Source organism: Streptomyces marincola, assembly GCF_020410765.1.
GTDB classification, from domain to species: domain Bacteria; phylum Actinomycetota; class Actinomycetes; order Streptomycetales; family Streptomycetaceae; genus Streptomyces; species Streptomyces marincola.
On the sequence record NZ_CP084541.1, the window covers coordinates 6171729 to 6193497 of the forward strand.

The window sequence follows — 21769 nt, forward strand, 5'->3', positions numbered from 1 at the left end:
CGTCACTTCCCCGGCGAGTCGGCGCGGTTGACGCGCAGGTACAGCACCGCGAAGGCGGCACTGATCAGAATGAGGACGTTGCCCACCACGGCGCCCTGGCCGAAGTCGAGCTGGAGGAACGACAGCTGGTACGTCAGCGTGCCGAGCGTCTGGGTGGAGTCGGCGGGCCCGCCCCCGGTGAGCGCGAGGATCAGGTCGAGGATCTTGATCGTCGACATGAAGCCGAGCACGAGCACCACCGTCACGACCGGCCGCAGCATCGGCAGCGTGACGCTGCGGAACGTCCGCCACGGCCCGGCCCCGTCGAGCGACGCCGCCTCGTACAGCTCGCGGGGGATCTCCTGGAGGCCGCCGTACAGGATCACCATGTTGAACGGGATGCCGATCCAGATGTTCACCAGGATCGCCGAAAGCAGCGCCACGCTCGGGCTGCTCAGCCACGGCACCCCGTCCCCCGACAGCCCGATGGTGCCGAGGAAGCTGTTCAGGATGCCGTGGTCCTCGTCCATGATCCGGCGCCACACCACGGCCGAGACCACCATCGGCACCAGCCACGGCAGCAGCAGCACCGCCCGGACGAACCCCGACAGGTGGAACCTGCGGGAGAAGAACACCGCGAGCGCGAGCCCGATGGTGAACTGCCCCACCAGCGACCCGATGGTGAACAGGATCGTCTGCCACAGGGCGTCGCCGAACAGCTCGTTGTCGAACACGCCGCGCCAGTTGTCGAGGCCGTTGAACGGCGACTCGCCCGTGAAGTACGTGCGCGGGGTGAACTCCTGAAAGCTCATCAGCACGTTGCGCACCAGCGGATAGCCGAAGAACGCCAGCATGTAGACCAGCGCGGGCGCGACGAAAAGCCACTGGTACAGGCGCCTGCGCCCCACGCCCTTCCGCTCGCGCGGCGCCCGTTCGGCTGTCGCCGCCGCCGGCTCGGTTCTCGTGGTCGTCTCACTCATCCCGCTCACCTCACTCGCCCGCCGCGGCCTGGCGCTGCGCGTTCGCCAGCGCCTCCTGCGGGGAAGACTGGCCGGTCAGCACCGACTGGAACGCGCCCGCGAGCGCGTCACCGATCACCGGCCACCGGGTGCCGACCTCGGCGGTGCGCGACCGCGCGGTGGCCACCAGGTCGGCGAACGGCGCCAGCCGCGGGTTCTGCTCGCGGTAGGTCTGCGCCGCGGCCTCGCGCGTCGGCACGTTGTTGACCCGCTCGCCCCAGGCGAGCTGGTTCTCCTCGGAGTTCAGGCACTGGAGGATGCGCGCGGCGTTCTCCTCGCGCTCGCGGTCGTCCTCGTTCTTCGGCACGGTCATCACCGTCCCGCCGATCGGCGGGATCGCGTCCTGCCCCGCCTCGGGCACGGGGATGGTGGCCACGGCCCAGTCCACGGCGTCCTGCTCGCTGAGCACCGGCACCTGCCACGGACCGTTGATCATCATGGCGGCGCGGCCGGAGATGAACTGGTCGTTGACGTCCTGCTGGTTCCAGTTCACGACGGAACGCGAGGCCGACCCCGCGTCCACGAGGTCCTTCCACAGCTGGAGGGCGGCCGCGCCGCCCTCGCCCGCGTCCAGCTCCGCCTCGTCCCCGCCGGCGGACCAGAAGAACGGCAGGAACTGGTAGACGCCGTCGGCGTTGGGCGAGGCGCTGAACGCCATGCCGTAGGTGTCGCCTGCCGTCAGGGCCGCCGCTGTCTCCTTCAGCTCGTCCCACGTGGCCGGCGGTTCGAGACCGGCCTCGGCGAGCAGTTCGGTGTTGTAGATCAGCGCGAGCGAGTTCACCGAGCGGGCCACGCCGTACTGGACGCCGTCGTAGGAGCCGAGCGTGTTCGCGCTCTCGGAGAACTCCGAGGTGTCCACGCCGGCCTCCTCGATGGGCCGCAGGCCGTCCGTCCCGGCGAACTGCGGCAGCTCCGAGCCGTCCAGCTCCAGGATGTCGGTCAGCGAGTCGGAGGACGCCATGCGCAGCGCCTTGGACGCGACCTGGTCGGCCGGCACGCTGATCTGCTCGACCTCAAGGCCGAGCGGCGCGGCGCAGCGGTCGAAGAAGTCCTGGTTGGCCTCGTGCTCGGCGGTGTCCGTCGCCGAGTTCAGCACCGTGACGGTCCCCGGGTCAGGCTCGGCGGCGCAGCCCGTCAGGCCGATCGCGCCCACCGTCCCCGCGAGGGCCACTACGGTGGCGGACTTCGGTATCCGCCCGGTTCTCAGTCGCATCGGTTCGTGTTCTCCAATCGCGGGGTGTGGCGCCGGGCGTCCCGAGCGCCGGCGTCCCCGCCGTCGACGTCCGCCGGCGGCAGGATGCCGGGGGCGGTGGCGAGCCGCGGCGCGATCAACTCGTGCCGGGGGGCGGCGCCGCCGATGGCCTCGGCCGCGAGCCCGGCCACGGCGGCCGACATCTGCCCCACGGGCAGGTCGATGCGGGGCACCTCGGGACCGCCCGGCTCGTCGGGCAGGCTGCCGACGAGCACCACCTGGAGGTCCCGCGGCAGGCGCAGACCGAGCGCGGACACCTCCGCGAGCAGCAGCGGCAGCGGGATGAGGTGCTGGATCACGAGCGCGGTGGGCCGGGGCTCGGCGGTCAGCGCCGCGCGCAGCCGGGCCCGCAGCTCGCGCGGGTCCGAGGTGGACGGCTGGACGCGGACGTCCGCGCCCGTCTCTGCCGCTGCGGCGCGCGCGCCGGCGAGGCCGTGCATCGCGTAGCCGCGGCGGGCCGCGATCTCGTGGTCGGCCGAGGCCCAGAACACCATGCGGCGATGACCGGCGGCGGCCGTCTCCCGCACGGCGAGGGCCACGGCCGCGGCCCAGTCGAGGTCGACCCAGGACACCCCGGCCTCCTCGCGGTCGTCGCCGTGTCCGAGGAGCACCACGGGGAAGTCGAGCGCGCGCAGGGCCGCGAGCCTCGGGTCGGCCTCGGCCACGGCCATGAGGACGGCCGCGTCGGCCAGGCCGCTGCGGGCCACGCGCAGCAGGCCGTCGACGCCGCCCGGCTCCGTCATCAGGAGCACGTCGTAGCCGTGGACCCGGGCCGCGTCGCTGATCTCGATCGCGAACCTGCCGTCCATCGCGCGGTACTTGCCCGGGTCCCTCGGCACGGCGAGCACCAGCACCTCGCTGCGCGCGCTGCGCAGCGTGCGGGCGCTCGCGCGCGGGTGGTAGCCGAGTTCGGCTATGGCGGCGCGGACCGCCTCCGCGGTCTCCGCGGAGATCTTGCGGGAGCCGCTCAGGACGTAGGACACGGTGCTCGGCGCGACGCCCGCCCGTTCCGCGACGTCCTTGATGGTCACCATGCCCGCTCCTTCGCGGTGGGCCGTGCCGGTGCCCGCGCCCGGGGGCGCGCACCCGGCCGGATGGCCCTGTGTGCTGCGGCTTCTGTGGAAAACGTCCGGCGAACGCGCGGTGTCGAAGCGCTTCGTCGAATCGATTCGACGGAATGGTATGCACAGGCGGGCGATCCCGACAAGAGTCGTTTTCCGTCCGCCTCCGTCACCCTGCGTGACGGATCGGGGGTGCGCCGCCGGAGGCGCCGAGGCGCCTCCTCGCGGTCAGCCGCCCGGGCCGGCCCAGCGCCCGCCGAGCACCGGGGCGAGCCAGCCGGGCGCGCGGTCGCGGAACGCCGCGGGCGCCAGCGCGCCCGCCCCGGCGGGGACCGCGCCGAGCAGGGGCGCGCCGGCCACCTCGGGCAGGTCCGTGAGATTGCACCGGGCCGCCAGGTCGGGCACGGCCGGGCTGCTGCCGATGACGACGCCCTGGCAGCGCAGCCCCCGGTGGGCCAGGGCCTCCGCCGTCAGGGCCGTGGCGTTGAGCGTTCCGAGGCCCGCGGCCACGACCAGCAGCACCGGGGCGTCCAGCAGCGCGGCCGTGTCCGCGAGCGTCCCGCCCATGTCGTCGAACCGGACCAGCAGCCCGCCCGCCCCCTCGACCAGCACCAGGTCGTGGCCGTGCGCCAGCTCCTGCGCGGCCTTGGCCGCGTCGGCCGGGCGCACCGGCGGCAGCCCGGCCCGGCGCGCGGCCGTCGCGGGCGCCAACGGCTCCGGATAGCGGGCCAGTTCACGGACCGTCACGGGTCCGGCCAGCCGGGCCGCGGTCGCCGCGTCGCCGCTCTCGCCAGGACCGAGCCCGGTCTGCGCGGGCTTCAGCACCGCGACGGAGCGGCCCGCGGCGGCGGCGAGTGCCGCGACCGCCGCCGTCACCACGGTCTTGCCCACCTCGGTGCCGGTGCCCGACACCACGAGGATGTCGCCTTCCCTCCGCACGGCGCTCAGCCCGCTTCCGCCGCCGCGCGCATCGCGCGGCAGATCAGCGCCAGGTCGGCGTCGTCGGTGACGTACGGCGGCATCGTGTAGACCAGCCGCCCGAACGGCCGCAGCCACACGCCCGTCCGCACCGCCGCCTCCGTCGCCGCCGCCATGTCGACGGGATGGTCCAGCTCGATCACGCCGATCGCGCCGAGCACGCGGGTCCCCAGCACGCCGGGCAGCCGTTCCGCGCCGGCCAGGCCCTCGCGCAGCCCGGTCTCGATCCGCGCCACCCGTCCCGCCCAGTCCCCGGCGAGCAGCAGCTCGACCGAGGCGTCGGCGATCGCGGCGGCCAGCGGGTTCCCCATGAACGTCGGCCCGTGCGCGAGCACCGGGACCTCGCCGCCCGAGATGCCCCGGGCCACGCGCGGCGTGCACAGGGTGGCGGCCATCGAGACGTAGCCGCCCGTCAACGCCTTGCCCACGCACATCACATCGGGCGCGACGCCCGCGTGGTCGGCGCCGAACAGCGCGCCGGTGCGGCCGAACCCGGTCGCGATCTCGTCGAAGACGAGCAGCACGTCGTGCTCGTCGCACGCCTCGCGCAGCACCCGCAGGTAGCCGGGGGAGTGGAACCGCATGCCGCCCGCGTTCTGCACGACCGGCTCCACGATCACCGCGGCCACCTCGGCGGCGTGCCGCCCGATCAGCGCGCGCAGGCCCGCCGCGTAGCGCGGGTCGGGCTCGGCGTCGAAGCCGGCGGGCGGCGCGTCCGCGAAGACCTGCCGCGGCAGGGCGCCCGACCAGATGTGGTGCATCCCGCCGTCCGGGTCGCACACCGACATCGGGTGCCAGGTGTCGCCGTGGTAGCCGCCGCGCCAGGTCAGCAGGCGCCGCTTGCCCGGGCGGCCGACCGAGCGCCAGTACTGGAGGCACATCTTGACGGCCACCTCGACCGAGACGGAACCGGAGTCCGAGAGGAACACGTGCCGCAGCGGCTCGGGCGTCACGTCCACCAGGCGCTTGGCCAGCCGCACCCCGGGCTCGTGCGTCAGACCGCCGAACATGACGTGGCTCATCCGGTCCAGCTGGCCGCGCGCCGCCGCGTTGAGCACCGGATGGTTGTAGCCGTGCACCGCTGACCACCACGAGGCCATGCCGTCGACCAACTCGTCGTTACCGAAGGCCGGTTCGGCCAGCCGCAGCCGAACGCCCGCCGCCGAGTCGACCACCAGGGGCGCCTGGCGGCCCGGCATCGGCCCGTACGGGTGCCAGACGTGCTCGCGGTCCAGCGCCAGCAGCTCGTCGGTCGGGAGCCCGCCGCCCGGCGGCCCGCCGGCGTGCGGCGCGGGCCCCCGGTGCGTCGGTGTGCGCTCGCTCATGCCGTCACGCATTCGGCGGCAGGTCGGTGCCCGCTCCCCGGCGGCGCACGGCGACCAGGTCGGTGCGGTGCTCGGGCAGCGTGCTGGTCCCGGCGCCCTCCACCTCGAACCCGGCGTCGGCGATCATCTCCAGGTCGGCCTGCCCGGCCTGGCCCTCGCTGGTGAGGTAGTCGCCCAAAAAGATCGAGTTGACCAGGTGCAGGGCCAGCGGCTGGAGCGTCCGCAGGTGGACCTCGCGCCCGCCCGCCAGGCGCACCTCCGCGTCGGGGCACACGAAGCGCACCATCGCGAGGATGCGCAGCGCGCGCTGCGGCGTCAGGTTCCACTCGCCGGCCAGCGGTGTGCCCTCCATCGGGATCAGGAAGTTCACGGGCACCGAGTCGGGGTCCAGGTCGCGCAGCGCGAACACCACGTCCACCAGGTCCTCGTCGCTCTCACCCATGCCGGCGATCAGGCCCGAGCACGCGGACAGGCCGGCCGCCTGCGCCTGCCGCACCGTGTCCACCCGGTCGGAGAAGCCGTGCGTGGTGCAGATGTCGCGGTAGGTGGCCTCCGAGGTGTTGAGGTTGTGGTTGTAGGCGTCGGCGCCGGCCGCGCGCAGCCGCTCCGCCTGCCCCTGCCCCAGCAGCCCGAGGCACGCGCACACCTCGACGTCGGCGTGCCGCTCCCTGATCGCGGAGATCGTCTCGGCCACCCGGTCCACGTCCCGGTCCGTCGGCCCCCGGCCGCTGGCCACCAGGCAGACGCGCTTGGCGCCGCCGGCGACTCCGGCGCTCGCCGCCTCGGCGGCCTCGCCGGGACGCAGCCACGTGTACTTCAGCACGTCGGCCCGGGACCCGAGGCGCTGGGAGCAGTAGGAGCAGTCCTCGGGGCACAGCCCGGACTTCAGGTTCACCAGGTAGTTCAGCTTCACCCGTCGCCCGAACCACTGGCGGCGCACCTTGCCGGCCGCGGCGACCACGTCGAGCAGTTCGTCGTCGGAGGTGGCCAGCACTGCCAGCGCCTCCTCGCGGGTGGGCACTTCGCGGCGGATGCCCTTGTCCACCAGGGCGTTCAGCAGATCCATGTCTGCGATCCTGACCCAGCGCGAGCGACCCGGTCGAGGCAGAAAGCTACAACAGCCCCAGGGGCCCGGTGTCGTCATCGCCACTGTCGCGACGCCCCGCGGGCCACTACCTTCGTGCGCAGCCCACAATCGCGGCCCCTTTCTCCGATTTCTCCGGGGCCGCGGCCCGCCGCCAGGAAAGGCGTACCCGTGCACGACGACGACGGCGTCCGCGCCTTCGGCCGGCTGGAGGCCGCCGCGCGGCGCCGCCGCGCCGCCGGGCTGGTCCGCACCCTGCGCCCGCGCCCCGCTCCGTCCGCCGCCGGCCCCGACGCGCCGCTCGACCTGGCGGGCAACGACTACCTCGGGATGGCGCGCCACCCGGAGGTGACCGCCGCGGCGGCGGCAGCGGCGCGCACCTGGGGGGCCGGCGCGACCGGCTCCCGGCTGGTCACCGGCAGCACCGCGCTGCACGCGGACCTCGAAGCCGCGCTCGCCGACTTCTGCGGGTTCGAGTCGGCCCTCGTCCTGGCCTCCGGCTACGCCGCGAACCTGGCCGCCCTCACCGCGCTCGGCGGCCCGGGCTCGGTGATCGTCTCCGACGCGGGCAACCACGCCTCGCTCATCGACGGCTGCCGCCTGGCCAGGGCCGAGGTCGAGGTCGTCCCGCACCGCGACGTCGCGGCGTTCGCCAAGGCACTCGACGGCAGCGCGGGTCCCGCGTTCGCCGTCACCGACTCGGTGTTCTCCGTGGACGGAGACGCCGCGCCGCTGGGCGCGCTGGCGCGCGCGTGCCGGGCGGCCGGGGCGGCGCTCGTCGTCGACGACGCGCACGGCCTCGGCGTGCTCGGCGCCGGGGGCCGCGGCGCCCCGGCCGCCGCAGGACTGGCCGGGGACCGGGACGTGGTCGCGACCGTCACCCTCTCCAAGTCCCTCGGCAGCCAGGGCGGCGCCGTGCTCGGCCCGGCCCGGGTGATCGACCACCTGGTCAACGAGGCCAGACCGTTCATCTTCGACACCGGTCTCGCGCCGCCGGCGGCCGGCGCCGCGCTCGCCGCCCTGCGGCTGCTGCGCGGCGATCCGGGGCTGGCCGGGCGGGTGCGCGCGAACGCCGCCCTGCTGTACCGGTGCCTCACGGCCGCCGGTCTCGACGCGACCAGGCCGGACGCGGCCGTGGTGTCCGTGCGGGCCCCCTCGGCCGAGGCCGCCGTGCGGTGGGCGGCGGACTGCCGGGCGGCGGGCGTCCTGGCCGGCTGCTTCCGGCCGCCGTCGGTGCCCGACGGCGTCTCGCGGCTGCGGCTCACCGCGCGCGCGGACCTGACGGCGGAACAGGTGGAGGACGCGGTGCGGCGCATCGCGGGCGCCGCACCCGCCGACCGGTAGCCGCGCCCCGTCCGGCGGTCGACCGGGCCCGCCCGCGCGCGGCGGCGAACGGCGCGGACCGGCTCCCGCTGCCGCACCCGGCAGGTGCGGGCCGGCCGTCAGGTGTGCGAGCCGGCCCGGGGCGGCGCCGCGCCCTCCCGCCCCTGAGGTGATGCTTGCCTATGAGCACCACGCTCCGTCACGACAGGCCGGTGATCGCCGCGCGCGGCGGTGGGCGCCGGACGGACGGCCACGGCGCGCGGCGCGAGCGCCGGGCCGCTACGTTGAGGAACGGCCGTCGACCGCGGACGACAGGAGGCCGAAGGTGACCGACGACCCCACCCCGCCGGATTCGGGCCCGCAGGGACCGGGCGACGAGCCGGTCTCGAAGATCGACACATCCGTGCCGCACTCGGCGCGCATCTGGAACTACTGGCTCGGCGGCACGGACAACTACGAGGTCGACCGGATGGCCGGGGACCAGTACCGGGAGGCGTTCCCCGGCATCGTCGACATCGCCCGCGCCTCCCGCGCGTTCCTGGCCCGCAGCGTGCGGACGCTGGTCCTGCGAGCCGGCGTCCGGCAGTTCCTCGACGTGGGCACAGGGCTGCCCACCGCGGACAACACGCACCAGATCGCGCAGCGGGTGGCGCCCGAGAGCCGCGTGGTCTACGTCGACAACGACCCGCTGGTCCTGATGCACGCCCACGCGCTGCTCACCTCCACGCCCGAGGGCGCCACGGACTACCGCGAGGCGGACCTGCGCGACCCGGCCGCGATCCTGGCCGCCGCGGCCGGGACGCTCGACCTGTCGCAGCCGGTCGGCCTGGTGCTGAGCGGCATCCTCGGGCACGTCCCCACGCACGAACGGGCCAAGGAGATCGTGCGCCGGCTGATGGAAGGACTGCCGTCGGGCAGCTACCTGTCGCTCAACGAGGGCACGGACACCGACGAGACCTATACGCGCGCCCAGGCCGCCTACAACGCGTCCGGCGCGGTCCCCTACCACCTGCGCCCGGTGGAGCGCATCGCCGAGTACTTCGACGGCCTCGACCTGCTCGAACCCGGGGTCGTGCCGGTCACGCGGTGGCGGCCCGACTTCACCGAACCGGGCGACCGGCCCGGCATCGGCCAGGCCGGCGGGGTCGCCCGCAAGCCCTGACCCGGCGCCGCGGCCGGGGCCGGGTCAGGGCCCCGCGGCGCCCGGCCCGCCGCGCCCCCTGGCGCGGCTCGGCCGCACCCGCTTCGGCTCGCCCTCGGCCTTCGGGTGGTCGGGCGGGTAGGGCAGGTCGCCCAGACCGTGCTCCCGCTCGTCCCGCTCCGCCAGTTCGAGCGCGGCGTCCAGCCGGCACAGCCGCTCGCGCATGTCCGCGTGCACGTCCCCGACCTCGGCGAACCGGCGGGGCATCGTGACCAGGTCGAAGTCCTCCGGCCTGGCCTCCGCCAGCTCGTCCCACCGCAGCGGCGCCGACACCGGGGCCCGCGGCCGGGGCCGCACCGAGTAGGCGCCGGCGATCGTGCGGTCCCGCGCGGTCTGGTTGTAGTCCACGAAGATCCGCCGCCCCCGCTCCTCCTTCCACCACGAGGTGGTGACCCGGTCCGGCGCGCGGCGTTCCAGCTCCCGGCCGATCGCGATCGCCGCCCGCCGCACCTGCGGGAACGTCCACGCGGGCTCGATCGGCACGAACACGTGCACCCCGCGGCCCCCGGACGTCTTCGGCCAGCCGCGCAGGCCGAGCTCGTCGAGCAGCCCGCGCAGCTCCCCGGCGGCGCGCACCGCGTCCGCGTAGTCGGTGCCGGGCTGCGGGTCGAGGTCGATGCGCAGTTCGTCCGGGTGCTCGGTGTCGTCGCGGCGCACCGGCCACGGGTGGAACGTCAGGCAGCCCAGGTTCGCCGCCCACACCACGGCGGCCGGTTCGTTCGGGCAGATCTCGTCCGCGTACCGGCCGCTGGGGAACGCGATCCTGCCGGTCGGAATCCAGTCCGGCAGGTTCTTCGGGGCGCGTTTCTGGAAGAACGACTCGCCCGTCACACCGCGCGGGTAGCGCTCCATGGTGGTGGGCCGGTCCCGCAGCGCGCGCACCACGCCCTCGCCGACCGCCATGTAGTAGCGGGCCACGTCCAGCTTGGTGAAACCGCGCTCGGGGAAGTAGACCCGGTCGGGGTTCGACAGCCGTACCGTGCGGCCCCCGACGTCGAGTTCGAGCACGTTCTTCCCGGCCTTGGCGCCCATGGGGCCACCGTAGGACGCGGCACCCGAACGCGCCCGCCGGCAGGCGCCGGACGGGCCCGGAAGCGGACAATCCGGGCATGGATCTGCCGGTGATGCCGCCCGTGAAACCCATGCTCGCCAAGGCCGTGGCCCGCATCCCGCCCGGCATGCACTACGAGGCCAAGTGGGACGGCTTCCGCGCCCTGGTCTTCCGGGACGGCGACGAGGTGGAGATCCACAGCCGCACCACCAAGCCCCTCACCCGCTACTTCCCCGAACTCGTCGACGGGCTGCGCGCCACGCTCCCGCGCCGCTGCGTCATCGACGGCGAGATCATCGTCGCCCGGGGCGGGCGGCTCGACTTCGACGCCCTGCTGGAACGCATCCACCCCGCCGCGTCACGGGTGCGCACCCTCGCCGCGGCCACCCCGGCCGGCTTCGTCGCCTTCGACGCGCTCGCCCTGGGCGAGGACGCGCTGCTCGCCGCGCCGTTCCACGAGCGGCGCGCCGCACTGCTCGCGGCACTGCGCGACGGCCGCCCGCCGCTGTTCGTCACCCCCGCCACCCGTGACCTCGACGTGGCGAAGGAGTGGTACGACGCCTACGAGGGCGCCGGCCTCGACGGCGTGGTGGCCAAACCGCTCGACCTGCCCTACCGGCCGGGCGAACGGGCCATGGTGAAGGTCAAGCACGAACGCACCGCCGACTGCGTGCTCGCCGGGCTGCGCAGGCACGCCTCGGGCGATGTCGTCGGGTCGCTGCTGCTCGGCCTCCACGACGACGCCGGGCGGCTCCAGCACGTCGGGGTCTGCGCGTCGTTCACCATGCGGCGCAGGCGGGAGCTGATGGCGGAACTCCGCCCGCTCTTCCTCGACCCCGCGGCCGACCACCCCTGGACGGGCGGGGCGCGCGAGGCGGCGGGCGAGGACGCGCGCGTGCCCGGCGGGCCGAGCCGCTGGAACGCGGGCAAGGACCAGTCCTGGCAGCCGCTGCGTCCCGAGCGCGTCGTGGAGGTCGCCTACGACCACATGCAGGGCGACCGGTTCCGGCACACCGCCAGGTTCCGCCGCTGGCGGCCCGACCGCGAACCGCGCGACTGCACCTACGCCCAGTTGGAGGAGCCGGTCGGCTTCGACCTCGGCGACGTCCTCACCGACCGCCCGCCGGATCGGTGAACGCCGCCCGCACCCGGTCCGCCACCTCGGCCGCCGCGGCGGCGTCCTCGTACCGGGTCCGCGGCCAGAAGAACCCCCGCAGCCCGTCCCGGCGGCGGCGCGGCACCACGTGCACGTGGAAGTGCGGCACGGACTGGCTGACCCGGTTGTTCGCCGCGACGAACGTCCCCTCGGCCCCCATCCCGCGCTCCACGGCCCCGGCCGCGAGCCGCACCCGCAGGAAGAACGGGCCCACCGCCTCGCCCGGCAGGTCCGTCAGCGTCTCCACATGCCGCCTGGGCACCACGAGAACGTGGCCGGGGAAGACCGGCCGCACGTCGAGGAACGCCATCACCTCCTCGTCCTCGTACACCCGGTGCGCGTCCGCCGCACCGTCCACGATCGAACAGAACACACACGTCTCCGGTCCACTCACAGCCGCCAGTCAACAACGTTCCGGCCTGCCGGTCGCCCGGACCGGCCCGCGGCCGTCAGGTACGGACGTACGGCGACGCGTTCGACGAGATCCGGCGGACTTCATGAGACGAGGCCGGGGAGCGGTCCGCGTCCCGGGCGCAGAGCCCGGGTCCTGCCGAGGGAAGCCCCGGGCGGACCGTGTGGTTGACCAGGGCATGAATCACGTGGCCGTTCTCGTCATCGGAGCGGGGCAGGCCGGGCTGTCCGCCGCGCACCACCTCGCCCGCCGCGGTCTGCGCCCCGGCGCCGACTTCGTCGTGCTGGACCGCGCGCCGCGCCCCGGCGGGGCCTGGCAGCACCGCTGGCCCACCCTCACCTACGGCCGCCTGCACGGCATGCACGCCCTGCCCGGCATGGAACTGACCGGCGCCGACCCGGAACGCCCGTCCGCCGAGGTGATCGGCGCGTACTTCGCGGACTACGAACGGGCCTTCCGGCTGCCGGTGCTCAGGCCGGTCGAGGTGCGCGCGGTGCGCGACGACGGCGGTGGGTTCCTCCTGGCCACCACCTCGGCCGGCACGTGGCGGGCCCGCGCCCTGATCAACGCGACCGGCACGTGGGACCGCCCGTTCTGGCCGCGCGTGCCGGGGCAGGAGGCCTTCCGCGGGTGGCAGCTGCACACGGCCGGATACCCGGGGCCGGACGCGTTCGCGGGCCGCTCGGTGGTCGTCGTCGGCGGCGGCACGTCCGCCGTGCAGCACCTGCTGGAGATCGCGCCGGTCGCCGCGGCCACCACCTGGGTGACCCGCCGCCCGCCCGTCTTCAGGGAGGGCGGCTTCGGCGAGGTCGAGGGCCGGGCCGCGGTCGCCATGGTCGAGGAGCGGGTGCGGGACGGCCTGCCGCCGCGCAGCGTCGTGTCCGTCACCGGGCTGCCCATGACCGAGGCGCTGCGCCGGGCGAGGGAGGAGGGCGTGCTGCGCCGGCAGCCGATGTTCGACCGCGTCGCCCCGGACGGCGTGGTCTGGGACGGAGGACGGACCGTGGCCGCCGACACCATCCTGTGGGCGACCGGCTTCAGACCCGCGATCACCCACCTCGCCCCGCTCGGGCTGCGGGAGCCCGGGGGCGGCATCCGGCTTGAGGGCACGCGCGCGGCGCGCGACCCCCGCGTGCACCTCGTCGGGTACGGGCCCTCCGCGAGCACCATCGGCGCCAACCGCGCGGGGCGCGCCGCCGTCCTGGAGGTGTGCGCGCTGCCGGGCATGCCGGTTCCCGGCGAACGGCGCCCCGTCTTCACTCCCTGACGACACTTTGTCGACGAAACGATAGGTGGCGTCTATGATGCGGTGCTGTTATGAACCTCCGCGAGCTGTGTCACCCGGTCTGCGCGGCCACCCCGCCCGAGCCGGTCGCAGCCAGGGCCGAGCACAGGACCCGGAGGCCAGCGGCAGGTCCCGGCCGCCCGCCGCGCCGGGCCCCGCGCGCCTTATCCCGCCGCTGAGCCGCCCCGCGGCGCGGCGCGCCCTTCCCCGCCCCCGGACGCGTCCTCATCGCCCCAGGCCACCTCCCCGCACAGCAGCAACAGGAGACTCACCACGTGACCGACGAAGCACCCCTGATCGACACGACGGTGCCCCACTCGGCGCGGATCTGGAACTACTGGCTCGGCGGGCGGGACAACTACGAGGTCGACCGGGTGGCGGGCGAGCGGTACCGCAGTGTCTTCCCCGGCGTCGTGGAGGTGGCACGCGCCTCGCGCGGCTTCCTGCTCAGAACGGTCCGCCATCTCGCCGGGCCCGTGGGCATCCGCCAGTTCCTCGACATCGGCACCGGACTGCCCGGGGCGGAGAACATCCACGACACGGCCCAGGACATCGCCCCCGACACGCGCGTCGTCTACGTCGACAACGACCCGCTGGTGATCGCGCACGCCCGCGCGCTCCTCGCCGTCGGCCCGCCGGGCGTCACCGACTTCCTGCGCGCCGACCTGCACGACCCCGACGCCATCCTGCGCGGCGCGGCCCGCACCCTCGACCTGTCCCGGCCGGTCGCGCTCGTGCTCAGCGGCGTGCTCGGCCACGTCGGCACCTACGAGGAGGCCAGGTCCATCGTCGGCCGCCTGCTGGCCGGGCTGCCCGCGGGCAGCCATCTGACCCTCAACGACGGGGGCGCGGGCGCGGGATGCGGCCGGTTCGAGGCCGCCCAGCGGGCGTACAACGACAGCGGCGCCGCGCCCTATCACCTGCGCACCCGTGAGGAGATCGCGGGCTTCTTCACCGGCCTCGACCTGATCGATCCCGGCGTCGTCTCCTGCCCCCGCTGGCGCCCGGGGCCGGACGGCGACCCGGCGGCCACGGGTGACCTCGACGTGTTCGGCGGCGTGGGCCGCAAGCCCTGAGCGGTCCCGTTCCGCGCCGGTGCGCTTTCGCTAAGCTCGCACGACTCGAAAGGTGGGTGCCAGCCGCTGATGGCCTACACGTACGGACGTACCGTCACACACTGCCCGTTCTGCGGGGTCGGCTACGCGGCCGACGCCGCGTGGCCCCGGGACTGCCCGGGGTGCGGGGAGACCCATTGGGCCAACCCGCTCCCCGTGGCCGTCGCGCTGCTGCCGGTGCTGGAGGGGGAACGTCGCGGTCTCGTGGTCGTCCGCCGCGACATCGAGCCGTGCCGCGGCGAACTGGCCCTGCCCGGCGGCTACATGGAACTGGGCGAGACCTGGGAGCAGGCCGCCGTCCGCGAGCTGGGGGAGGAGACCGGGCTGACGGCTTCCCCGGCGGAGGTCACGCTCTTCGACGTGCGGACCGGTGACCACACGCTGAACGTGTTCGCCCTGCTGCCGCCGGTGGCGGCCGGGACCCTGCCGCCGCCGGCCGCCACCCCGGAGGCCACGGAATGGCTCGTGCTGACGGCGCCCGCGCCGCTCGCCTTCCCCACCCACACCGCCGTGGTCGAGACCTGGTTCGCCGGTCGCTGACCGGGCCCTCGCCCCGGGCGCCGGGCCGCCCGCGGCCGGTCAGCCGACCGCGGCGCGCGGCCCCGCCTCCGCCCGGCTCCGCCCCGGTCTCGGCACCGACTCGCCCGAGGACCACCTGCCGAGCGAGATCTCGGCGGTGATGCCGGGTCCGAACCCGGCGATCAGGCCGCGGGCGGAATCCCCGGCGCCGCCGTCGGCGAACAGCCGCTCAAGGGCGTCGAAGACCACGCAGCTGGCGATGTTGCCGCGCTCGGCGAGCGTGGCCCGGCTGTAGCGGTACATCTCCGGGGCGACGCCGAGGTAGCGGCACAGGTCGTCCAGGATGCGGGGGCCGCCCGCGTGCACGATGTGGAAGTCCAGGCCCGAGACGTCCCACTGGTGTGCTCTCGCCAGGGTGCGCAGGGCGGGCGCGAGCAGTTCCATGGTGGTGGGGACCCGCTTGTCGAGCTGGAAGTGGAATCCCGTGTTCCTCACCGCGTAGGAGATCCAGTCCTCGGTGTCCGGGACCAGGTGCGAGCCGTTGCGTTCGAGGCGTACCCCGGTGCCGCCCCTGCCGCGCACCACGGCCGCGGCCACCGCGTCACCGAACAGGCCGTTGGACAGCAGTGAGCCGACGCCCAGGTCCGTCGGCTGGTAGCACAGGGAGCAGAACTCGCAGGCCACGATCAGCGCGTTGGCCTCGGGGTAGGCCAGGCAGAAGTCGTGGGCGCGGTTGATCGCGGCCCCGCCGGCTGCGCAGCCCAGCTGCGCGATCGGGAGCTGTCTGGTGTCGTCGTCGAAGCCGAGGGTGTTGATGAGCCAGGCCGTCAGCGACGGCATCATGAAGCCGGTGCACGACACGTAGACGATCAGGTCGATGTCGCGCGGGCCGAGCCCTGCGTGGTCGAGGGCCTTGAAGACCACCTGCGGCACGCGTCGTTTGGCCTCGGCCTCGTACACCTGGTTGCGCTTCTCGAAGCCGGGGTGCCGCAGCGTCTCCTCGACGGGCTGCACGATGTGCCGGGTGCGGACCCCGGTGTTCTCGATGAGCCGCAGGGCCAGCGCCAGTTGCGGATGGTCGGCGTGCAGCGTGCGCGCCAGCTCCAGGGTCTGCTCCAGCGTGAGCACGTGCTCGGGCACGGCGATGGCCGGCCTGCACAGAGTTGCCATGATCCCCTCCCCTTCCGCGGGGCCACGTCCGTGACCCGCGCGGTACCGATGGCTGTGTCAGTGGGCGCATCCGGTCACCAGGTGACCGGAAGCTCGTACGGATAGCGCCAGATCGACTCGTCGTTCCAGCGGATGTCGGCGGCCGGGACGGCGAGCGCGAGTCCCGGGAAGCGGGCGAGCAGACTCCCGATGGCGAGCTGGAGCTCCATCAGGGCCAGGGGCGCGCCGATGCAGTGGTGGGCGCCCCAGCCGAACGTCATGTGCGGTGCGGGCGGCCGGTCCAGATCGAGGCGGTCCGGATCGGCGAAGCGGGCGGGATCGCGGTTGGCGGCCAGGTAGGACACGTGCACCGTGTCGTTGGCGCGGATGGTGACGTCGCCGATCTGCACGTCCTCGGTCGCGACGCGCGGAATGCCCACGCCCTTGCGGAACGGGATGTACCGCAGCAGCTCCTCCATGGCCTGCGGCAGCCGTTCCGGCCTGGCCCGCAGCTTCGCGAGCTGCTCCGGGTGCGTCAGCAGGGTGTAGGTGATGTTGCTGAGCTGGTAGGTGCTGGTGTCGTGGCCCGTCATCAGCAGGACCATGGCCATCACGGTCAACTCGTCGGTGCCGAGCACCTCGTCGCCGTCGCGCGCGGTGGCCAGCACACTGATGAGGTCGTCGCCCGGCCTGGCCCGCCGCTCGCGCGTGAGGTCCGCGAAGTAGGACCGCAGCTCGGCCTTGGCGCGGACCGCCTCGTCCCTGGTCGTCACACCGGTGTTCATCATGGCCATCGCCTGCGCGCGCAGCCGGGTCCTGTCCTCACGCGGGATGTCGAGCACCTCGCAGATCGTCGTCAGCGGCAGCCGCGTCGACAGGTGCTCGACCAGGTCGGCGGGCGGCCCGTGCTCGGCCATGCCGTCGAGCAGCTCGTCCACGATGGCCTGCGTGGCGGGCTTCATCCGCTCGACCCGCGGCGCGGTGAACGCCTGGGCCACCAGGCGGCGCAGGCGGCTGCTCTCGGGCGGGTCGAGCAGGTTGATCGACTCGTCCTGCACGATCGGCGCGGGGGTCATGCGGGGGAAGTCCCGGCCGGTCAGCGCGGCGCGGCTGAAGCGGCGGTCGGTCGTGACGGTCCTGACGTCCTCGTAGCGCGTGACGAGCCACGCCTCGCCCTCGCCGTAGGACATGCGGATGCGGGTGACGGGCCCCTCGCGCATCAGTTGCCGAAGCAACGGGTCGAACTCCAGTCCCTCGGCGAAGTCGAAGGGGCAGGTCCTGACGGTCTCGGAGTTCTCCACTCCGGCGCTCCTATCCTCGGGCCGCGTCACGGCGGGCGCGGTCTTGGGGCCGCGCACCTGGACTTACGGTGTGTCCCCGTCCGATGCGGAGGTCATGTGCCCGGCCCGTGAAATTAACCCGTTAGAGGATGTTCGGCGTGGCTCGCGGGCCGTGCGGAGACGCGAGGCGCCCCGGTGGGCCGGTCCGGCCCACCGGGGCACCCGGTGGTTTCGTTTGCGATGCGGACGGCGGAACGCGGCCCGTCGGCCGGGGGCTTCAGCGCACGGCCGGCTGCCCGCTCGGCTCCGCGTCCCCGAGGTTGTCCGGCAGCCGCAAGCCCTCGCGCAGCGGCACCAGTTCGGACTGGAGCACCAGGGCGGCGGCGCCGATGGCCGGCGCCGTGGCCGCGGAGCGGGACAGGCGCACCGGCACGGAGTGGGTGGCCCGCGAGAAGAAGGACCGGTCCAGCTCCTCCTGGACCACGGGCAGGTAGATCGACCCGGCGATGGCCAGGCTCGGGCCGGTGAGGACCACTTGTTCGAGGTCCATGATGTTGGCCAGGGTGCGGGCGGCGACCGCGAGGTAGCGCGCGGAGCGTTCGAGCAGCGTTCTGGCCCGCGGGTCGCCGCGCAGCGCGGCGCGGGTGATGGCGGCGAAGTCCGCGACGCGCCTGGGCCGTTCGCCGGTGCTGGTCAGACCGGCCGACCTGACCAGCTCGGGGTCGGCCAGGGCCGCGCCGACGACCGCGCCAGGACCGGCCAGTTGCTCGGTGCAGCCGCGTGCGCCGCACCAGCACTCGGGACCCTCGATGTCGACGCAGATGTGGCCGATCTCGCCGGCGTTGCCGCCCGCGCCGCGGTAGGTGACCCCGTTGATCATCAGGCCGGCCCCGATGCCCGTGCCCATGTAGAGGGCCGCGAACGTCGCCGTCCCGCCGATGTCGCCCGACCAGTGCTCCCCGAGTGCCGCGGCGGTCGCGTCGTTCTCCAGGACGACCGGCAGGCCGACGGCCGCGCCGAGTTCGCGGTCGAGCGGGAAGTGCTCCCAGTGCCGCATCGCGGGCGGGGTCAGCGGCATGCCGCCGGTTTGGTCCAAGGGCCCCGGAGTGACGAATCCGAGGCCCAGTATCCTGCTGCGGTCGATACCGGCTCCGTCGATCAGCGCGTCGACTTCCGTGGCGATCCTGGCCACGACGACCGGGGGATCGTCGGTGCCGACACCCGCGCGGGACATCCGGGCGACCACCGAACCACCCAGGTTGGTGAGCACATACGTGAGCCCCGCGTGGTCCAGATGCACGCCGACAGCGAACCGGGAGGACTGGTTGAGCTGTAGCAGCACCCGGCGCTTGCCGCCGGTGGACTCGGCCCGTCCCGTCTCAAGCACGAGTCCGTCGTCGATCAGCCGCCGGACCACGGTGGAGATGGTGGCACCGGTGAACCCGGTGGCCTTGACGAGTCCGACCCGGCTGATGGTTCCGGCCGCACGGATCACGTCCAGGACAGCAGCCCGGCTGCTGGCGTGGGGTGTGGTCCCCGCTGGTCCGCTCACAGAGTCCTCCGCATCGTTCACGGGAGTTGGCGACGCAACGCGGCAGCGAGGTAACGCTGCGCGATGCTTAGTTTATTCGCCTGACGAACGAGTTTGCCAGAGTCATACCTCGGGCGACGGCGATCCATCCCGAGTGCCCCGACTTGTCGCTGAAAGTGGTCCCGTGACCGCGCAGCGTGTCGGCGCTTGGCATGCACGTCGTTGTCTGTTCGTGTCTTTAGAGGGTTGACTTTGTTAATTCGGCGGCTTAACAATCACATACCCCTGGGTGACTCCTTCCATGCCCCAACGGTGGGGCAGGCCATGAGAGGAACGAAGCATGTCCATGCACGCGAGGTGGCGGCGCATACGAACAGCGTCGATCGGAGTGGTGTCGGTCGGGCTGCTGGCCACCGCTTGCGGTGGCGGTTCGGACAACGGTGGTTCGAGTGCCGACAGCGACACGCTGATCGTCTACACCGGCCTCGCCGGCGACTGGCCCCGCGTCTTCAACCCGTACCTGCCGACGGTCTCCGAGGGCCCGGGCACCATCTTCGAGCCGCTGTTCTTCTACAACATCGCGCGCCAGGACGACCCAGCGCCCAGGCTCGGCACGGAATACGCGTGGAACGATGACGGCACCGAGCTGTCCATCACCCTCCGCGAGGGCGTCGAGTGGTCGGACGGCGAGCCGTTCACCGCGGACGACGTGGCCTTCACCCTGAACATGCTGCTGGAGAACGAGGCCCTCAACACCCAGAACTTCCAGGGTGAGCCGACGGTCGTGGACGACACGCACCTGACCGTGTCGTTCGAGGAGCCGGCCTACATGAAGGCCCCCGACCTGCTCGGCAAGACCTGGATCGTGCCCGAGCACATCTGGGGCGAGCTGGAGGACCCGGGGACGGACCAGATACCCGAGCCGGTGGGCACCGGGCCGTTCACCTTGCAGGAGTTCAGCCCGCAGGCGTTCACGCTCGCCGCGAACGAGAACTACTGGGACGGCGCCCCCGAGCTGCCCGAGGTCCGCTACGTCGCCCTCTCCGGCAACCAGGCCGGTGCAGACGCCCTGGCCGCCGGTGAGATCGACTTCCAGACCGGCCCGGTGCCGGACATGGCCAACTTCGAGGCCAACCACGAGGGGTACAAGGACGTCACCGTCCACGCCTTCCAGATGGTGCTCGACACCTGCTCCAACGCCGAACTCGGCTGCACCGGCCCGCAGACCGACCCGGCCGTGCGCCAGGCCATCTACTACGCGATGGACCGCGAGCAGCTGAACACGCTGGCCTTCCAGAACACCGCGGACGAGATGTCCCCCGGCTTCGCGCTGCCCGAGCGCGACGCCGGCTACGTCTCGGCCGACCTGGAGAACCAGACCGTGCCGATGAACGCCGACATCGCGCGGGCCCAGGAGATCCTTGAGGGCGCCGGCTGGACCATGGGCGGCGACGGCATCTACGAGAAGGACGGCGAGCGGCTGTCCATGACCGTGCGCGTGGTCACCGGCTGGACCGACTACATCACGGCCGTCAACACCCTGTCGGAGCAGCTGAAGGAGGCCGGCATCGAGCTGACCCCGCAGCCCGCCTCCAACAACGAGACGATGGACGCCCGCGGTCGCGGTGACTTCCAGCTCCAGATCGACTCGCAGTACCCGGGCCCGACGCCGGACCCGTACTACGTGTACAACAACTTCTTCAACAGCGACAACACCGTTCCGGTCGGCGAAACCGCCAACCCGAACTTCGCGCGGTACTCCAACCCGGCCGTCGACGACGCCATCGCCGAGCTGAACCAGATCAACCCGGCGGACACCGAGCAGCGGCAGCCGTACTACGACATCATCCAGGCCGAGATCGAGCGGGACATGCCGTACATCCCGATCATGCTCGGCGGCAACACCAGCCAGTTCAACTCGGCGAAGTTCACCGGTTGGCCGACGGACGTCAATCTCTACGCCTACCCCGCGGTCTGGCAGCGCCCCGACCAGGCGGAGATCTACCGCAGCCTCGAACCGACCGGTGAGTGACCTGAACCGATGAGGTACTACGCCCGGAAGCTCGGGTTCTACCTGGTCGCCCTGTGGGCGGCCCTGACCCTGAACTTCTTCATTCCACGAATGATGCCGGGCAACCCAGTCGACACGCTGCTGGCCAAGCTCCAGCAGCGTGGCGGCTCGGTTGGACCCGATGTGCGCGAGGCCTACGCGCTGATGCTCGGTACGGACACGGGGGAACCCCTGTGGGACCAGTACTTCTCGTACCTGGCCAACATGCTGCGCGGGGACCTGGGAGTCTCGGTCAGCGTCTTCCCCGAAGAGGTCACCACGGTCATCGCGCAGTCCTTGCCCTGGACGATCGTGCTCGTGGGCATCGCGACCTTCCTGTCATTCCTGGTGGGCGTCGTGCTCGGCATGGTGGTGGGCTGGAAGCGCGGGACCTGGCTCGACTCGCTCATTCCGGCCACCACCGTGCTCTCGGCCGTGCCGTACTTCTGGCTCGCGCTGATCTTCGTGATGTTCTTCTCCACGTCCCTGGCGTGGTTCCCGCTGAACGGCGGCTACGACGTCTCCCTGTCCACCGGCTGGACCTGGGAGTTCATCAGCTCCGCGATCTACCACGGCTTCCTGCCCGCCCTGACGATCGTCGTCTCCTCCGTCGGCGGGTGGCTGCTCGGCATGCGGAACATGATGGTCTCCACCATGTCCGAGGACTACATCCTCACCGCGCGGGCCAAGGGCCTGCGCAACAACCGGATCATGACCCGCTACGCCGCGCGGAACGCGGTCCTGCCCTCGGTGGCCGGCTTCGCCATCTCGCTCGGCTTCGTGGTCTCCGGCTCCATCATCACCGAACAGGTCTTCTCCTACCCCGGCATCGGCGGCAAGCTGCTCCAGGCCGTGGAGAACAGCGACTACGCCCTGATGCAGGGGATCTTCCTCGTCATCACGGTGGCGGTGCTGGCCGCCAACCTGGTCGTCGACCTGCTGTACGGCTTCATCGACCCGCGTACCCGAGTCGAGAACTGACCAGGAAGGAGCAGGCAT

19 protein-coding genes are annotated in these 21769 nt (G+C 73.2%); 8 read left to right on the forward strand and 11 right to left on the reverse strand.

The features are described 5' to 3' along the window. Positions 1-2: 2 nt before the first annotated feature. The 6 genes from LC193_RS27275 to bioB all read right to left on the reverse strand — a co-directional run bounded on the left by LC193_RS27275 (position 3) and on the right by bioB (position 6680). A complete protein-coding gene (locus LC193_RS27275) occupies positions 3-959 on the reverse strand; it encodes a carbohydrate ABC transporter permease (RefSeq protein ID WP_226078032.1) in 957 nt (318 codons plus the stop codon). A gap of 10 nt (positions 960-969) precedes the next feature. Continuing rightward, a complete protein-coding gene (locus tag LC193_RS27280; RefSeq protein WP_226078033.1) occupies positions 970-2211 on the reverse strand; it encodes a sugar ABC transporter substrate-binding protein in 1242 nt (413 codons plus the stop codon). Then, the gene (locus tag LC193_RS27285; protein WP_318842210.1) at positions 2202-3449 is read right to left on the reverse strand and encodes a LacI family DNA-binding transcriptional regulator; all 1248 of its coding nucleotides are present in this window, start codon (positions 3447-3449) and stop codon (positions 2202-2204) included. Before LC193_RS27285 ends, LC193_RS27280 begins: the two co-directional genes overlap by 10 nt. 90 nt (positions 3450-3539) lie before the next feature. Continuing rightward, positions 3540-4250, reverse strand: a complete 711-nt coding sequence (bioD, locus tag LC193_RS27290; protein WP_226078035.1) for a dethiobiotin synthase — start codon at positions 4248-4250, stop codon at positions 3540-3542. 5 nt (positions 4251-4255) lie between these two features. Further along, positions 4256-5614, reverse strand: a complete 1359-nt coding sequence (locus LC193_RS27295; protein ID WP_226078036.1) for an adenosylmethionine--8-amino-7-oxononanoate transaminase — start codon at positions 5612-5614, stop codon at positions 4256-4258. A 4-nt stretch (positions 5615-5618) separates the two neighbouring features. Then, on the reverse strand, positions 5619-6680 hold the full coding sequence (bioB, locus tag LC193_RS27300; RefSeq protein WP_226078037.1) for a biotin synthase BioB: 1062 nt from the start codon (positions 6678-6680) through the stop codon (positions 5619-5621). Positions 6681-6869: 189 nt separating this feature from the next. On the opposite strand from bioB, the gene LC193_RS27305 reads away from it, so the two are divergent. Continuing rightward, the gene (locus LC193_RS27305) at positions 6870-8042 is read left to right on the forward strand and encodes an aminotransferase class I/II-fold pyridoxal phosphate-dependent enzyme (RefSeq protein ID WP_226078038.1); all 1173 of its coding nucleotides are present in this window, start codon (positions 6870-6872) and stop codon (positions 8040-8042) included. 304 nt (positions 8043-8346) lie between these two features. Beyond that, positions 8347-9183, forward strand: coding sequence for an SAM-dependent methyltransferase (locus tag LC193_RS27310; RefSeq protein WP_404819497.1), 837 nt, complete (start codon positions 8347-8349; stop codon positions 9181-9183). A gap of 24 nt (positions 9184-9207) precedes the next feature. On the opposite strand, the gene ligD is transcribed toward LC193_RS27310, so the two are convergent. Next, a complete protein-coding gene (gene ligD, locus LC193_RS27315) occupies positions 9208-10254 on the reverse strand; it encodes a non-homologous end-joining DNA ligase (protein ID WP_226078039.1) in 1047 nt (348 codons plus the stop codon). 77 nt (positions 10255-10331) lie between these two features. Between ligD and LC193_RS27320 the strand changes: the two genes are divergently transcribed. Next, positions 10332-11408, forward strand: a complete 1077-nt coding sequence (locus LC193_RS27320) for an ATP-dependent DNA ligase (RefSeq protein WP_226078040.1) — start codon at positions 10332-10334, stop codon at positions 11406-11408. Here the strand turns inward: LC193_RS27320 and LC193_RS27325 are convergent. Next, positions 11383-11802 carry an HIT family protein gene (locus LC193_RS27325; RefSeq protein ID WP_226078041.1) on the reverse strand — a complete coding sequence of 140 codons (420 nt, stop codon included), beginning with the start codon at positions 11800-11802 and terminating at the stop codon, positions 11383-11385. The genes LC193_RS27320 and LC193_RS27325 overlap by 26 nt on opposite strands. A 217-nt stretch (positions 11803-12019) precedes the next feature. Between LC193_RS27325 and LC193_RS27330 the strand changes: the two genes are divergently transcribed. From LC193_RS27330 to LC193_RS27340, 3 genes are all read left to right on the forward strand, one after another. Next, entirely contained in the window at positions 12020-13108 is a 1089-nt protein-coding gene (locus LC193_RS27330) for an FAD-dependent oxidoreductase (RefSeq protein ID WP_226078042.1), read from the forward strand. A gap of 293 nt (positions 13109-13401) precedes the next feature. Continuing rightward, entirely contained in the window at positions 13402-14202 is an 801-nt protein-coding gene (locus LC193_RS27335) for an SAM-dependent methyltransferase (RefSeq protein ID WP_226078043.1), read from the forward strand. A 69-nt stretch (positions 14203-14271) separates the two neighbouring features. Beyond that, entirely contained in the window at positions 14272-14781 is a 510-nt protein-coding gene (locus LC193_RS27340; RefSeq protein ID WP_226078044.1) for an NUDIX domain-containing protein, read from the forward strand. A gap of 39 nt (positions 14782-14820) precedes the next feature. Here the strand turns inward: LC193_RS27340 and LC193_RS27345 are convergent, their stop codons facing one another. From LC193_RS27345 to LC193_RS27355, 3 genes are all read right to left on the reverse strand, one after another. Continuing rightward, positions 14821-15930 carry a type III polyketide synthase gene (locus LC193_RS27345; RefSeq protein WP_226078045.1) on the reverse strand — a complete coding sequence of 370 codons (1110 nt, stop codon included), beginning with the start codon at positions 15928-15930 and terminating at the stop codon, positions 14821-14823. 74 nt (positions 15931-16004) lie between these two features. Beyond that, complete coding sequence (locus LC193_RS27350; protein WP_226078046.1) at positions 16005-17210, reverse strand: cytochrome P450; 1206 nt, start codon at positions 17208-17210, stop codon at positions 16005-16007. Between the two features lie 256 nt (positions 17211-17466). Then, the gene (locus LC193_RS27355; RefSeq protein WP_226078047.1) at positions 17467-18741 is read right to left on the reverse strand and encodes an ROK family transcriptional regulator; all 1275 of its coding nucleotides are present in this window, start codon (positions 18739-18741) and stop codon (positions 17467-17469) included. 319 nt (positions 18742-19060) lie between these two features. On the opposite strand from LC193_RS27355, the gene LC193_RS27360 reads away from it, so the two are divergent. Together LC193_RS27360 and LC193_RS27365 are read left to right on the forward strand one after the other, a co-directional pair. Then, positions 19061-20752 (forward strand): ABC transporter substrate-binding protein, encoded by a 1692-nt coding sequence (locus LC193_RS27360; protein WP_226078048.1) that lies wholly within the window; start codon positions 19061-19063, stop codon positions 20750-20752. Positions 20753-20761: 9 nt separating this feature from the next. After that, positions 20762-21751, forward strand: a complete 990-nt coding sequence (locus LC193_RS27365) for an ABC transporter permease (protein WP_226078049.1) — start codon at positions 20762-20764, stop codon at positions 21749-21751. Positions 21752-21769 lie beyond the last annotated feature (18 nt).